At 69.3% G+C, this 13,786-nt stretch carries 12 protein-coding genes; 10 read left to right on the forward strand and 2 right to left on the reverse strand.

The window, feature by feature from the left end:
* Positions 1-64: 64 nt before the first annotated feature.
* From EJ105_RS01645 to EJ105_RS01680, 7 genes are all read left to right on the forward strand, one after another.
* Positions 65-685 (forward strand): hypothetical protein, encoded by a 621-nt coding sequence (locus EJ105_RS01645; protein ID WP_250165054.1) that lies wholly within the window; start codon positions 65-67, stop codon positions 683-685.
* Between the two features lie 116 nt (positions 686-801).
* On the forward strand, positions 802-1,707 hold the full coding sequence (locus tag EJ105_RS01650; RefSeq protein WP_250165055.1) for a VOC family protein: 906 nt from the start codon (positions 802-804) through the stop codon (positions 1,705-1,707).
* 78 nt (positions 1,708-1,785) lie between these two features.
* A complete protein-coding gene (locus EJ105_RS01655; protein WP_029556801.1) occupies positions 1,786-1,941 on the forward strand; it encodes a DUF5993 family protein in 156 nt (51 codons plus the stop codon).
* 8 nt (positions 1,942-1,949) lie between these two features.
* Positions 1,950-2,543: a disulfide bond formation protein B gene (locus EJ105_RS01660; protein ID WP_250165056.1), complete on the forward strand. Its 594-nt coding sequence runs from the start codon at positions 1,950-1,952 to the stop codon at positions 2,541-2,543.
* Positions 2,544-2,751: 208 nt separating this feature from the next.
* A complete protein-coding gene (locus EJ105_RS01665) occupies positions 2,752-3,684 on the forward strand; it encodes a DMT family transporter (protein ID WP_029556803.1) in 933 nt (310 codons plus the stop codon).
* Between the two features lie 92 nt (positions 3,685-3,776).
* Complete coding sequence (locus tag EJ105_RS01670) at positions 3,777-7,406, forward strand: response regulator (protein WP_284145257.1); 3,630 nt, start codon at positions 3,777-3,779, stop codon at positions 7,404-7,406.
* The gene (locus EJ105_RS01680; protein ID WP_250165057.1) at positions 7,403-8,302 is read left to right on the forward strand and encodes a CheR family methyltransferase; all 900 of its coding nucleotides are present in this window, start codon (positions 7,403-7,405) and stop codon (positions 8,300-8,302) included. Before EJ105_RS01670 ends, EJ105_RS01680 begins: the two co-directional genes overlap by 4 nt.
* A gap of 157 nt (positions 8,303-8,459) precedes the next feature.
* Here the strand turns inward: EJ105_RS01680 and EJ105_RS01685 are convergent, their stop codons facing one another.
* Entirely contained in the window at positions 8,460-9,110 is a 651-nt protein-coding gene (locus EJ105_RS01685; protein WP_250165058.1) for a L,D-transpeptidase, read from the reverse strand.
* 451 nt (positions 9,111-9,561) lie between these two features.
* Here EJ105_RS01685 and EJ105_RS01690 point away from each other — a divergent pair, with 451 nt between their 5' ends.
* Positions 9,562-11,079 carry a methyl-accepting chemotaxis protein gene (locus tag EJ105_RS01690; protein ID WP_250165059.1) on the forward strand — a complete coding sequence of 506 codons (1,518 nt, stop codon included), beginning with the start codon at positions 9,562-9,564 and terminating at the stop codon, positions 11,077-11,079.
* Between the two features lie 139 nt (positions 11,080-11,218).
* Here EJ105_RS01690 and EJ105_RS01695 read toward each other — a convergent pair whose 3' ends face one another.
* Entirely contained in the window at positions 11,219-12,139 is a 921-nt protein-coding gene (locus EJ105_RS01695) for a hydrogen peroxide-inducible genes activator (RefSeq protein ID WP_250165060.1), read from the reverse strand.
* Positions 12,140-12,237: 98 nt separating this feature from the next.
* Here EJ105_RS01695 and EJ105_RS01700 point away from each other — a divergent pair, with 98 nt between their 5' ends.
* Together EJ105_RS01700 and EJ105_RS01705 are read left to right on the forward strand one after the other, a co-directional pair.
* Positions 12,238-12,471, forward strand: a complete 234-nt coding sequence (locus tag EJ105_RS01700; protein WP_024277194.1) for a YdcH family protein — start codon at positions 12,238-12,240, stop codon at positions 12,469-12,471.
* 249 nt (positions 12,472-12,720) lie between these two features.
* On the forward strand, positions 12,721-13,713 hold the full coding sequence (locus EJ105_RS01705) for a TerC family protein (RefSeq protein WP_250165061.1): 993 nt from the start codon (positions 12,721-12,723) through the stop codon (positions 13,711-13,713).
* Positions 13,714-13,786 lie beyond the last annotated feature (73 nt).

The following is a 13,786-nucleotide window of genomic DNA, read 5'->3' on the forward strand; positions in this document are numbered from 1 at the left end:
TCCGGCGGCGCGCGGTTCTAGATTGTCCCCTGTCCGGGCTCTGGGGCCCGGCATGGGGGCGAGCATGAGGACGGTTCTCGTCGCGGCATTCTGTGCGGCCATGGGGCTGGGCGCGACCGGCATCGCATGGGCGGCCGAGGCGCCGCCTCCACCCGCCGCTGCACCACCTGCCGCGCCCCCACCCGCTTCAGCCGACGCTACCGCGCCCGCGCTCGTGGCCGCGGCTCCCGCCTCCAATCCCTATGCCGGGCTGCCGAAGGTGGTGGCCAAGGCGGTGAAGGAGCTGGAGGCGGCCTGTCGGGCGGAAGAGGGAACGCCCAAATGGAACCCCAAGACTGTCTTTGACGTGGTGAACGTCTCGCCGGACGGCCGGCCGGACTATCTCATCGACACCCACGCCATGGAATGCGACGGCGGCATCACGCCCTGGATCGGCTCCGACGGCTTCCGCCACATCCTCTTCATCTCCACCGGCCCCGGCCGCTGGACCCGCGCCTTCGACCGGGGCGCGCGGGGCTTCGACGTCATCGCGCCGAAGGGCGGCGGGCGGCCGCAGGTGATCGTCTTCTCCCACTCGGCCTATTGCACGCGGCCGAACCCGGAGCGCTTCATGCGCTGCACCCAGATCTACGAATGGCGCCGCGGCAAGCTGCGCAAGGTCTCGGAAGAGTGGTTCGAGGGCTGAGACGCCAGCCTTTGCTTGCATCTGCGCAATGGCGCCTTGCGTGGGCCGTGTCCATATTTGGGACAACGCCCAGCCGGGCAGGGCACAGACCCCGCCCGGCGCCAAGGAGCCTCACCATGACCTTCGCCGCCCCCGCCGGCTCGACCGGCCCCCATTCCACCCCCACCACCGACCTGTCCGCCGGGACCGCGCCGCACGACCTCGTGCTCGGTGCCGTCAGCCTCGCCAGCCCCGACCCCGGCCGCCTGATCGCCTTCTACCGCGACCTTCTCGGCCTTGAGGTACTGGCCGAGGGCGAGGCGACCGTGCTCGGCGCGGGTGGCAGGCCGCTGGTGGAGATCCTTTCCCGTCCTTCGGCCCCGCCGGCCCCGCGCCGGGCGCCCGGCCTGTTCCACATGGCGCTCCGCGTGCCGGACCGCGCCAGCCTCGCCGCGCGGCTGCTCGCGCTGCATGGGGCCGGCCTGCGCCTCGGCGGCTCGGACCATCTGGTGAGCGAGGCGCTCTATGTGGACGACCCGGACGGCAACGGCGTGGAGATTTATCGCGACCTGCCGCGCGCGGAATGGCCGACGCAGCCCGATGGCTCCATCGCCATGCAGACCCTGCCGCTCGATCTCCAGGCCCTCGCCCGCGAGGCGAAGGCGGCGGGCGGTCCCGCCCCGGCCGGCACCGACATGGGCCACGTCCATCTCAAGGTGAACGACCTCGACGCGGCGAAGCGATTCTGGGTGGACACGGTGGGGCTCTCCATCATGGCCCGCTATCCCGGCGCTCTGTTCGTGAGCGCGGATGGCTATCACCACCATGTGGGGCTGAACGTCTGGCAGTCGGGCGGCGCCCCGGTGCCGGCGGCGGGAACCGTGGGGCTCGACCATTTCACCGTGACGCTGGCCGCCGATGCCTTCGCGGCCTTGGCCGCCCGCCTCGCCGCGGCGGGCGTGGCGACGCAGCCGTCCGATGACGGCGCGCTGCGGGTCGTCGACCCCTCCGGCAACGGGGTGGAGTTCCGCGCCGCAGCGTGACGCTGGGCCAGGGCTCAGCTACCCTCGGTCCGCATCGAATCGCACATCCGCGCCGGTGCGGGCCGGGGGGCCGAAGCCATGATGTCGCTGCCGTTCTTCGGCGTGTTCCTCGCCCTCGCGGCGACGCTCATGGGCCAGCGCATGGCCGCGCTCGCGCTCTGGGTGCTCTCGGTGGCGACCATGCTGGTGCTGTTCCGCCTGCACGTCACCGATCCGCTCAACATCGCGCTGTGAGGGACGCCATGGACACCGGCCTCACCCTCGCGGACCGCTTCCGGGTGCTCAACGCGCTCGGCCTCCTCGCCGTGTCGGCGGTGCTCATCGCCGCCTTCTTCGATCAGCTCGTGTTCAATGACCTGCCATGCCCGCTCTGCCTCTTGCAGCGGGCCGGCTTCGTCTGCGTCGCCGCCGGGCTGGCGCTGAACGTGAAGTTCGGCCCGCGCCCCTCGCACTACGCCATCATGATCCTGTCGTCGCTGGCGGGCGGGGCGGTCTCCACCCGGCAGACGCTGCTGCACATCATCCCCGGCGAGGGCGCCTATGGCGATGCCTTCTTCGGCCTGCACTTCTATGCCTGGGCGCTGGTGCTGTTCGGCGTGTGCGTGCTCGGCTCGGCCGTGCTGCTGCTGTTCGACGGCCAGTTCGAGCGGCGGCCGGAAGGCGCGCCGCTTCATCGCCCGCTGCTCGGCACCGCCGCGATCGTGCTGGTGCTGCTGCTGGCGCTGGCGAACGGCGTCTCCACCATCCTGGAATGCGGCTCCGGCCTGTGCGCCGACAACCCGACCAGCTACCAGCTGATCCAGGACGGCACCCTCAACCGCCTGCTGGGCCGCTGACCTTTCGGCCGCGGCCGAAACATCTCACGACACCGCCTGAGTCATCACCCATTGTGATGCTTCACACAGTGAAATTCGATTTCCCTCATGGCTCCCCTCGGGTTAGAGGAAGGGGCCCGCAGGCCGTTACAATAAGAGGGGACGGACGGCACTCCCGGCCAACAGGTCATCACATGGCGCATCGCACAGGTGCGCCTCGGGAGAAGACATGTCCGCCACTCCGGTCCGCCCCAGCCGTTTCGCGCTTTACGATGCCCCCTATGTGCTCCTGACCCTGGTGGCCCTTTTGTGGGCCATCAACCTCGTGGTGGGGCGCTACATCGCCGGGCACATCCCGCCCATCACGCTTGCCATGGTGCGCTGGATCGGCGCGACGCTCATCCTGCTGCCGTTCGCCTGGAAGCAGATCGTCCGCGATGCGCCGATCATCCGCAGGAACCTGCCGTTCCTCGTGCTGCTCGCGGCCACCGGCATCGCCTGCTACAACGCCATGAGCTACTACGGCCTGCAATATACGCAGGCGGTGAACGGCCTCTTGGTGCAGTCCACGGCGCCGCTTCTGGTGGCGGTGTGGACCTTCGTGCTGTTCCGGGAAAAGCTCAGCCTCGGCCAGGCGGCAGGGGTCATTACGTCCCTCGTGGGCGTGATGGTCATCATCAGCCACGGCGACCTCGACACCTTCCTCCATCTCAAGCCCAATATCGGCGACGTGGTCATCATCATCGCGCTGGTGATCTACGCCTTCTACGCGGCGATCCTGCGCAAGCGGCCGCCGCTCGGGCCGCTGTCCTTCCTCGCCGTCATCATGGCGCTGGGCTCGCTGCTGCTCGCGCCCTTCGCGCTCTGGGAATATCTCCACGGCCAGGTGCTGCCGCTGGACCATGTGACCTTCTTCACCCTGGCCTACGTGATGACCGGGCCGTCGCTGGTGGCCTACCTGTTCTTCAACCGGGGGGTGGAACTGGTGGGCGCGAATGCGGCGGCGCCGTTCCTGCACCTCCTGCCGGTGTTCGGCACGGCGCTCGCCATCGTCTTCCTCGGCGAGACCATGGCCTGGTACCACCTCGCGGGCTATGCGCTGGTCATCTCCGGCATCGCGCTGGCGACGCTCTCGGCGCGGCGGAGCATGGCCCAGCGCTGAGGCGGCCGGGCGGCCGGGCCTGATTTTCCTCTTCAATCCTTCTTCACCCCCGCCTATGCATTCTGCGGCGGGGTCGGAAGGGGTCGCGGGGAATGCTGGAAAATCTGACCGAACGGTCGTGGTTCGCCAATCTCGGCATGCAGGCCAAGGCCGGGCTGATCGTCGGACTCCTCATCTCCATGTTCGCCCTGCTGCTCGGCGCCAACTGGGTGACGGCCCGCATGGCGAAGACGCAGGAAGCCCGGGTGGAGGAGATCCGCCAGGTCAGCCTGCTCGCGGCCGAGGCGACGCGCGCCTTCAATCGCCGCCAGCTCGAGAGCATGCGCACCGCGCTCGCCGATCCCCGCGGCCTCAAGGCCCGGCTTTCGGCGTCGACCGCGCTCACCGGCGAGAAGCTTGCGGCCCTGCGGACGGCGGTGACGGGCGAGCCCTCGCTCCTGCCCCTCGCCGAGCGGGCCTCGCGCATTGCCGGGCGCTGGAGCGACGCGGTGGCGGCGCCCCTGCTGGCGGCGGCGGAGAAGGGCGACCCCGCCGCGATCGATGCGGCCCTGCGCGTTTTCCTCGCCGCTGAAACGAGCGAGGAGGGCAATCGCGGCATCATCGGTGCCATCGATGAACTGAGCGCCGCCGCATCCGCCGAGATCGTCAGCGCCCAGGCCGACCTCGACCGGGCCGAGGCCATCGTCGGCGCCATCGATGTCATCGCGCTGGTGGCGACGCTGTTGGTCGCGGTGGCGGGCGTGTTCCTCGGCGCGGTTTTCATGGCCATCCCGCTGCGCCGCCTCGCCGAGCTGATGACGCGCCTCGCCGAGCATGACCACACCATCGAGGTGCCCTACGCCGAGCGCAAGGACGAGGTGGGCACGCTGGCCCGCGCGCTCCGGGTGTTCAAGGCGACCTCCATCGCGGCGCACGACACCGACTGGGTGAAGAGCGGGCTCAACACCATCGCCGCCCGCCTCCAGGCGCAGGAGGAGCCGCGCGCCTTCGCCGACGTGCTGCTGACCGAGCTTGCGCCGCTGCTCGGCGCGGGTGTCGGCGTGTTCTACGCCCATGACGAGGCGGCCGGGCCGGACGCGGAGGCACTGGAACTGGTCGGCAGCTACGCGTTTTCCGAGCGGCGGCACCTGTCCACCCGCGTGCGCATCGGCGAAGGGCTCGTCGGCCAGTGCGCCCTGGAGAGGAAGACCATCGTCCTCTCTCCCGTGCCGGCCGACCATCTGCGCATCCGCACCGGCACCGGGGAGGCGTCGGCGCACTCCGTGGTCGCGGTGCCGCTGGTGCTCAAGAAGCGCCTGCTCGGCGTCATCGAGCTGGCGCTGCTCGCACCGCTGGAGGACCGCGCCCGCAGGCTGCTCCACGAGGTCGCGCCGCTCGTCGCCCTCTCCCTCGACAATCTCGTCCGCGCCGCCCGCACCCGCGAGTTGCTGGAGCAGAGCCAGAAGCAGGCGCAGGAGCTGCGCGTCGCCGAGGAGGAGCTGCGCACCCAGCAGGAAGAGCTGCGCGCCACCAACGAGCAACTGCACGAGCGCTCGCTGCGCCTCGCCGCCTCCGAGGAGGAGCTGAGGGTGCAGGCGGACGAGCTGCAGGCCTCCAACGACGTGCTGCGCCGCTCCTCGCAGGAGATGACGGAGCAGAAGGAGCTGCTGGAGGCACTGAACCAGCAGATGGAGGCGCGGGCCGAGGAATTGCTGCGGGCCAACGAGTACAAGTCCCAGTTCCTCGCCAACATGTCCCACGAGCTGCGCACGCCGCTCAACAGCCTGCTCATCCTCTCCCAGGATCTCGCCGAGAACCGCACCGGCAATCTCGATGCCGACCAGGTGGAGGCGGCGAGCATCATCCACTCGTCCGGATCGAACCTGCTGCGCCTCATCAACGACATCCTCGATCTCTCCAAGGTCGAGGCCGGCAAGATGGAGGTGGTGCACGAGCCGGTGAAGATCGCGAGCGTGGCGCAGCGGCTGGAGCGCAACTTCCGGCGTCTCGCGCAGGAGCGCAGGCTCCGCCTCGCGGTCTCCGTCGCCGACGCGCCGGACATGGTCTTCACCGATCCCGGCAAGCTCGACCAGATCCTCACCAACCTCGTCGGCAATGCGCTGAAGTTCACCATGCAGGGCCGGGTCTCCGTGACCTTCTCGAAGGACGAGGCGGGCAAGATCCTGAGGGTGGCGGTGGCCGACAGCGGCATCGGCATTCCCGGGGACAAGCTCGACGCCATCTTCGAGGCGTTCGAGCAGGTGGACGCCTCCACCCGCCGCCAGTTCGGCGGCACCGGCCTCGGCCTCGCCATCACCCAGCGCCTCGCCCGGCTGCTGGGGGGCAGCGTGACCGTGGAAAGCGCGCTCGGGCAGGGCTCCACCTTCACCCTGGAGATTCCGGTCGGCGAGCCGTTGCCGGACGAGGACGGGGAGGCGGCGCCCATCCCCGCGCCCGTGCCCCAGCCGGCGATGGATGCCCGGCAGGTGGCCTTCGACACGACCCGGCAGGAGCGCGAGGCGGCCGGGCTCTCCGGCCTGCCGCCCGTTCCCGCGGTGAGCGTGGAGGACGACCGCGACCGCCTCACCCCCGGCGCCACCGTGATCCTGGTGGTGGAGGACGATCCGGTGTTCGCCCGCACGCTGGTGGGGCTGGTGCGGCGCAAGGGCTATCTGGCGCTGGCGGCCGGCGACGGCGGCAGCGGCCTCGCCCTCGCCCGCACCTACAAGCCCACCGGCATCCTGCTCGACGTGATGCTGCCCGGCCTCGACGGCTGGACGGTGATCGAGCGGCTGAAGGCCGATCCCGCCACCCGCCATATCCCGGTGCATTTCGTCTCGGCGCTGGACGAGAGCCGGCGCGGTCGCGACCTCGGCGCCGTGGGCTTCCTCACCAAGCCGGTGAGCGCGGACCAGCTGTCCGAGGCGCTCGGCCTCCTCACCCATTATTCCGCAGACCGTCCCCGCCGCGTGCTGGTGGTGGACGACGACGCCGCCGCCCGCCACGCGGTGCGCACCCTGCTCGCCCGTGAGAAGGCGCAGATCGTCGAGGCGGGGAGCGCCGAGGAGGCGCTGGAGGTGGTGGCGCAGGGCGATCTCGACTGCATCGTGCTCGATCTTGGTCTGCCCGGCATGTCCGGCTTCGAGCTGATCGAGCGCCTCGCCGGGGGCGGCAGGCATGTGCCGGTGGTGGTCTATTCGGGCCGCGACCTCACCACCGAGGAGCGCATGAAGCTGCGCGCCTTCACCGACGCCATCGTGGTGAAGGGCGCCCTCTCGCCCGAGCGTCTGCTGGACGAGGTGTCGCTGTTCCTCCACTCGGTGCAGCGCGAGCCGGAACAGCTCGCGGCCAATCCGGACGGGGATCTCGAAGGCCGCAAGCTGCTGCTGGTCGACGACGACATGCGCAACATCTACGCTCTCGCCAAGGTGCTGCGCGCGCGCGGCGTCAACGTGGTGCTGGCGCAGGACGGCGCCAAGGCGCTGGCGCAGCTCGACGAGCAGCCGGATATCGAGATCGTGCTGATGGACGTGATGATGCCGGTGATGGACGGCTACGAGGCGATGGCGCAGATCCGCGCCCAGCCGCGCTTCGCCAAGCTGCCGGTCATCGCCCTCACCGCCAAGGCCATGAAGGACGACCGCGAGAAGTGCCTCGCCGCCGGCGCCAGCGATTATCTCGCCAAGCCCGTGGACGTGCCGAAGCTGCTGACCATGATCCGCACCTGGCTCGCCGCGCAATGACGGGGGACATCGACGCGCCGGACGATCCGCCGCCCCCGGGTTCGGCCGCGGAGGCGCGGGATGCGCTGGCGCTGGAGACCATCGAGGTGGATCTCTTCGTGGAGGCGCTATACCGCCGCTACGGCTACGATTTCCGCGACTATGGCAAGGCCTCCCTGACGCGGCGGGTGCGCAACCTCGCCACCGGCTTCGGCGCCGCCACCGTCTCGGACCTCACCACCCGGATGCTGCACGCGCCCGAGCGGCTGCCGGACATCATCGCCGGCCTCTCGGTGCCGGTGTCGGAGTTCTTCCGCGATCCGCACGTCTTCCTGGCGCTGAAGGAGCGGGTGTTCCCGCTGCTCGCCTCCTATCCGGAGATCAACATCTGGCAGGCCGGCTGCGCCCATGGGGAGGAGATCTATTCCCTCGCCATCCTGCTCACCGAGGCGGGGCTCTACGAGCGCACCCGCATCTTCGCCACCGACATCTCGAAGGCCGCCCTCGACCGCGCGGCGGAGGGAATCTACCCCCTTCAGGAGGCGCGCGAGGCGGGCCGGCGCTATCGCGCGGCGGGCGGGGCGGGAAGCTTCTCGGACTATTTCCACGCCCGCTACGAGCTGATGAAGCTCGACCAGAAGCTCACCGCCAACGTCACCTTCGCTGAGCACAACCTCGTCACCGACGGGGTGTTCTGCGAGGCCCATCTCATCCTGTGCCGGAACGTGCTGATCTATTTCACCACGCCGTTGCAGGACAAGGTGCTGGCACGCTTCGCCCAGAGCCTCGTGCGCGGCGGCTTCCTGTGCATCGGGACCCGCGAGAACCTTGAATTCTCGCAGGCGCGCAACCGCTTCCAGATCATCGACGGCGCCGCCCAGCTCTACCGCCTGCTGCCCCGGGCGGCGGGCGGGTAGGGCAGCAAATCATTCTCGCAGGGCAGTGCCGGCCCCCCGCGCCATCCGCTCGTCCACCTTTCAGTGATCTGACACCCTTCGTGCCCAACAATGGACCGCCCGCACGAGGCGGGCGATGACGACGGCGGGAATCGTCGGGCGTTCAGGTGCCGCGGCTTCAGCCCTTCACATAGACCCGGGTGCCGAGCGGGACACGCTCGTAGAGGTCGATGATGTCCTGGTTGAGCAGGCGGATGCAGCCCGAGGACACCTGCTGGCCGATGCTCCACGGCTCGATGGTGCCGTGGATGCGGAACATGGTGTCGCGGTCGCCGTCATAGAGATAGAGCGCGCGCGGGCCGAGGGGATTGGTCTCGCCGCCCGGCAGGCCGGCCTGGTAGGGCCCATAACGCGCGGGCTGGAGGCGCACCATGTTGGCGGTGGGCGTCCAGTGGGGCCACTTCTCCTTGCGCTTGATGGTGGCCCAGCCGCGGAACGAATAGCCCTGCTTGCCGACGCCCACGCCGTAACGGATCGCCGTGCCGTTGCGGCCGATGAGGTAGAGGAAGCGCTCGTTGATATCGACCACGATGGTGCCGGGCGCGTAGCCGGCGGGGGCCGGAACCTCCTGCCGCAGCCACTTGGGGTCCACTTCGGAGAGGTCCACCGCGTCCACCGGGAAGGGCTCGCCGTCCACCGGGCCGTACATCATGTTCGCGCGGCTCAGCGGAGCCGGCGGCGGATTGGTGACGCACGCGGCCAGCGCCAGCGGCGCGCCCATGACGAACAGGCGGCGGCCGATCACGGGCACGTCGGCACCCTTCACCATTTCGGCCGTAGCTCGGGAAGCCTTGACCAGAACCTTCGGGAACAACCGGGGCAGGAACCGAGGCATGCTTTGACCACTCAGACGATGCGAGACCCTACGACGCACACAACGCACGACGCCGCGCTTCAGTTTCCTGTCTGCGCTCCGTTGCATTGAAGCCGGATAAGGTGGCGTTAAGGTTAACGCCCGAAGGTTGAAGCCCAACCTTGGGCGGGGCTACCCAGCCATTTCCCTGATCTAGCATCTTCGCGCCGGTGGGGGGTGGCGCATGGGCCACACCCGGCCCGCCATGTGCATCGCACAAACGTGAAAGTCCTGTTGGCGACGCAGCGTCAGTCGGCCCGCCCCAGCTTCGGGCAAGCTACGCGGCCTAGCCCTTTGCTGGCATCGCGCGCTGCACAGGGCGGCGCTGAAGCGGCGCGGCATCGCCGCCGAGGACAGGACGAACAGCATGACGGCAAGCGCGCTGCGGGCCAGGCCCGAGCCCCTGCATTCCGGGCGAGATAGGGCAGCCAGGGAATTCGGCACGGTGGCCACCGGCATGGCGGCGCAGCTGATGGCGGCTCTGCCATGGGGTGTGCTGCTGTGCGAGGGCCGTGGCCTCGCCGTGGTGCAGGCCAATGCGGCGGCTATCGAACTCCTGAACGCCGTCGCCTCGGGCCTCGCCGCATCCCCGGCGGGGCTTCAGGGGATGCCCCTCGGCGCGCTTCATCCGGCGCTGGCGGATCTCGGCCGCCATATCGCCGAGCCCGGTCTCCTGCCGCGCGAGATGACCCTCGCGGTGGCCGGCGAGACGCTGGCCGTGATCCTCTCGGCCCTGCGGGACCGGCACGGCGTCATCGCCCATGTGATGGTCACGCTGCGCGCCGACACCGCCCGCGCCGCCCTAGAGGCCCGCACGCAGCGGCTCCAGCAGATGATGGAGAACATGCCGGTGAACATCATGACCTGCGATCGCGAGACGCTGGTCATCGACTATCTGAACCGCACCAGCATCGACACCCTGCGACGCATCGACTCCCATTTGAAGGTCAAGGCCGACCAGATGCTGGGCACGTCCATCGACGTGTTCCACAAGCACCCCGCGCACCAGCGCGGCCTCCTCGCCGATCCGGCGAACCTGCCGCACAACGCGCGCATCCGGGTGGGGCCGGAGACGCTGGACCTGCGTGTCTCGGCCATCTTCAAGGCCGATGGCAGCTATGACGGCCCCATGCTGACCTGGGACGTGGTGACGGCCGCCGTCGCCACCGCCGAGGGCGTGACCGCGGTCGGCCAGGAGATGACACAGACCTCCGAGGCCGGCCAATCGGCCTCCGCCGAACTGCTCCAGCTCACCGAGCGGACCGAGGAGATGTCCACCGCCGTGTCAACGGCGGCGCAGGAGATGTCCGCCTCGTTCACCGGCATCTCGCACCAGATCGAGCGTGCCACCACCATGTCGCAGGAAGCGACCCAGCGCGCCGTGCGCACCAACGAACTGGTGGAGAGCCTCGCCACCAGCGTCGGCCGCATCGGGAATGTCACCACCCTGATCGAGAAGATCGCGGCCCAGACCAATCTGCTCGCGCTCAACGCCACCATCGAGGCGGCACGCGTGGGCGAGGCGGGCAAGGGCTTCGCGGTGGTGGCGCAGGAGGTGAAGGCGCTGGCTCTGCAGACCGCCAAGGCGACGCAGGACATCCGCCATCAGGTGGAGCAGGTGCAGCAGGACGGCGGCGTCGCCGTCGAGGCGGTGTCCGACATCACCCGCAGCATTTCCAACCTCGGCGACCTGTTCGTGGAGCTGTCCGCGGCCATGGCGCAGCAGTCGTCCACCTCGCGCGCCGTCAGCGAAAGCATCGACGGCGTCTCCCATGCCGCCTCCGACATCCGCCGCGCGGCGGTGGGCGTGCGGTCAATCGCCGATCATGTGGCGGGCTATGCCGATCGCCTGCGCCGCGAGGTGTCTGCCCTGCTGCGCCGCTGATCGGCTCCCATCCCTCCTCCCCAAACGGAGGCGCGGCCGTTCGCCAGGCCGCGCGCCGCCTCGCCCCGCCCCCGCCCGGGCGAGGGGTGACGGCCCGCCCGCTTCCCCCGGGTGGGCCGCACGCCGTTGGGGGGGGCCGTCAGCCGGGTTCGAGGCCGAGCTCCCGGCAGGTGCCCTCGCTCTCTCGCGCCAGCTGGTCGAAATGGGTGGCGCGGTTGTTGCCCGCGCGCCAGAAGAAGCCCATGTCCCGCGTCGCCGGCCAGCCTTCCACCGTGAGCAGGGCGATGTGGTCCTGCACGCGGAATTCCGAGCGCGCGTAAAGCTCGGGGAAGAGCGACAGGCCCATGCCCATGATGACCATCTGGCGCAGGGCATCGAGGCTGGTGCCCTCGTAATCCTCCCGCACCTGGGCGCCGGAGGCGGCGGCGAGCGTCCGCGCGCTCTCGAACAGCTGATGGCCGCGCCCGAGGGTCAGCAGCCGCTCGCCCTTGAGCTGGGCGATCTCCACGCTGGCGCCGTCCGCGAGGCGATGGTCCTTGGCGGCGCCGAGATAGATGGCTTCCCGGCACAGGCGGCGGAAGGTGAGCACCGAGCCGGACAAAGGCTGCGGGCCGAGGCCGCAATCGAGATTGCCGGCTGTCACTTCCCGCTCGATCACCGAGGGGCGCTCCTCGCGGATGTAGATCTGGAGGCCGGGGTAGCGCCGGTGCAGCACCGGCAACAGGTGGGGCAGGAAATACGGCCCGAAGGTGGGCGCGACGCCCAGCCGGATCAGTCCGCCGAGATTGTCCGCCCCGGTGGCGGCGGTGGCGACGATATCGTCCAGCGCCTGAAGCACGGCACGGGCCGAGGCGATGATCCGCTCGCCGACGGCGGTGGGGATCACGCGGCCGCGCGTGCGGTCGAACAGCGGCGTGCCGAGCTGCTCTTCCAGCAGGGCCACCTGCACGGAGAGCGTCGGCTGGGAGACGTGGCAGCGCTTGGCCGCCGCGCCGAAGTGCCCGGTCTCGGCAAGGGCGACCACATATTCGAGCTGGCGATGGCGCGGCCGGAAGGGCATGGCGGTTTCATAGTCCAGAGCTATAATGAATATAGCGACTATGGATTGGAGCTATCAAGCGTCCGGCCCCATCCTTTCTCCATCGAAAGGAGGTTGTCGTGGACCAGTTCATGAAATCGCTGACGACGCGCCACAGCCTGATCGAGGAGGAGATTTCCTCCGAGCAGACGCGGCCCGAGCCCGATCGCACCCGCGTGCTCGCGCTGAAGAAGATGAAGCTCCGCCTGCGCGACCAGATCGAATATCTGCGCCGGGAGGGGGCCGACATGGCCCGCGTCGTGGTGGTCCGCCGCAAGAGGTGGGCCGAAATTCCTCTCAAGCCGGCGAGATAGGCGGCACCCGTCCCGCGCGCCTAACGCCCGTGCGCAAAACTCCCGCGCGCCCTTGGGCGCCCGGCCCCATTCCCTCAACACGCGAGGTCCGGGCCCCTCTGACGGGCGCGGATGCGGCCCGGCCTGTCCCAGCTGCCCGGGGCAGGCCGGGTCCGTGCCCGCCCGCCATGTCGGTCCTCCTATCCGGTTTCCTGCCCGGCGCCCTGATCCTCTCGGGCGGTCGCCGCAGGCCACTGACAGGACCGTGCCATGGACCAGCTGATCACTCTTCTCTTCCTCGATGTCGCCGGCAAGCCGCTCTGGCTCTGGCTCGGCTTCCTCGCCATCGTCTTCGCTTTGCTCGCCTTCGACCTCGGCGTGCTCCACCGCGACTCGCGGGAAATCGGCATCGCCGAAAGCCTCAGGCTCTCCGTCTTCTACATTGCGGTCGCGGCCGTGTTCGGCGGCTGGATCTGGGCCTCCATGGGGACGCAGGCCGGCATGCAATACTTCACCGGCTATGCCATCGAGAAGGCGCTCTCCATCGACAACGTCTTCGTCATCTCGCTGATCTTCAGCTACTTCGCCATTCCCCGCGCCTATCAATACCGGGCGCTGGTGTGGGGCATCATCGCCGTGCTGGTGCTGCGCGGGCTGATGATCGGCGTGGGTGCGGCGCTGGTGCAGTCCTATGACTGGGTGCTGCTGCTGTTCGGCGCGTTCCTTGTCGTCACCGGCATCAAGATGCTGTTCGCCAGCGAAGGCGAGACGGACATCTCGCAGAACAAGGCGCTGCGCTTCCTCACCAAGCGCATGCGGGTGACGCCCGAGCTGCACGGCGAGCGCTTCTTCGTGCGCCAGCCCCATCCGGTCACCGGCAAGGCCGTGCTGTGGGCGACGCCGCTGTTCCTCGCCCTCGTGGTCATCAATATCGCGGACTTCGTGTTCGCGGTGGATTCGGTGCCGGCGATTTTCGCCATCACCACGGACACCTACATCGTGTTCACCGCCAACATCATGGCCATCCTCGGCCTGCGCGCCCTCTACTTCGCGCTGGCTGCCATGGTCCACCGCTTCTCGCACCTGAAGTACGCGCTGGCCGGCGTGCTCGTCTTCATCGGCGGCAAGATCTTCTGGAGCCACTTCTTCGGCAAGGTGGACCCGGCCATCTCGCTGGGCGTGACGGTGGCCATGATCGCCGCAGGCATCCTCTTCTCCCTCTGGCGCACCGGCGGCGGGACGGACGTGAAGCACGCGGCGTGATCTGCCTGAAACGAAAGAAGCCCCGTCCGGCCGGACGGGGCTTCTGCTTTTTCGGCGTCAGGCTCAGAAGGCG

The sequence above is a fragment of the Xanthobacter aminoxidans genome, assembly GCF_023571765.1.
GTDB classification, from domain to species: domain Bacteria; phylum Pseudomonadota; class Alphaproteobacteria; order Rhizobiales; family Xanthobacteraceae; genus Xanthobacter; species Xanthobacter aminoxidans.

Excerpts from the sequence above, each read along its gene's own strand:
- EJ105_RS01645 (WP_250165054.1), top strand. The coding sequence starts at position 65 with ATGAGGACGGTTCTCGTCGCGGCATTCTGTGCGGCCATGGGGCTGGGC.
- EJ105_RS01650 (WP_250165055.1), top strand. The coding sequence starts at position 802 with ATGACCTTCGCCGCCCCCGCCGGCTCGACCGGCCCCCATTCCACCCCC.
- EJ105_RS01655 (WP_029556801.1), top strand. The coding sequence starts at position 1,786 with ATGATGTCGCTGCCGTTCTTCGGCGTGTTCCTCGCCCTCGCGGCGACG.
- EJ105_RS01660 (WP_250165056.1), top strand. The coding sequence starts at position 1,950 with ATGGACACCGGCCTCACCCTCGCGGACCGCTTCCGGGTGCTCAACGCG.
- EJ105_RS01665 (WP_029556803.1), top strand. The coding sequence starts at position 2,752 with ATGTCCGCCACTCCGGTCCGCCCCAGCCGTTTCGCGCTTTACGATGCC.
- EJ105_RS01670 (WP_284145257.1), top strand. The coding sequence starts at position 3,777 with ATGCTGGAAAATCTGACCGAACGGTCGTGGTTCGCCAATCTCGGCATG.
- EJ105_RS01680 (WP_250165057.1), top strand. The coding sequence starts at position 7,403 with ATGACGGGGGACATCGACGCGCCGGACGATCCGCCGCCCCCGGGTTCG.
- EJ105_RS01685 (WP_250165058.1), bottom strand. The coding sequence starts at position 9,110 with ATGGTGAAGGGTGCCGACGTGCCCGTGATCGGCCGCCGCCTGTTCGTC.
- EJ105_RS01690 (WP_250165059.1), top strand. The coding sequence starts at position 9,562 with ATGACGGCAAGCGCGCTGCGGGCCAGGCCCGAGCCCCTGCATTCCGGG.
- EJ105_RS01695 (WP_250165060.1), bottom strand. The coding sequence starts at position 12,139 with ATGCCCTTCCGGCCGCGCCATCGCCAGCTCGAATATGTGGTCGCCCTT.
- EJ105_RS01705 (WP_250165061.1), top strand. The coding sequence starts at position 12,721 with ATGGACCAGCTGATCACTCTTCTCTTCCTCGATGTCGCCGGCAAGCCG.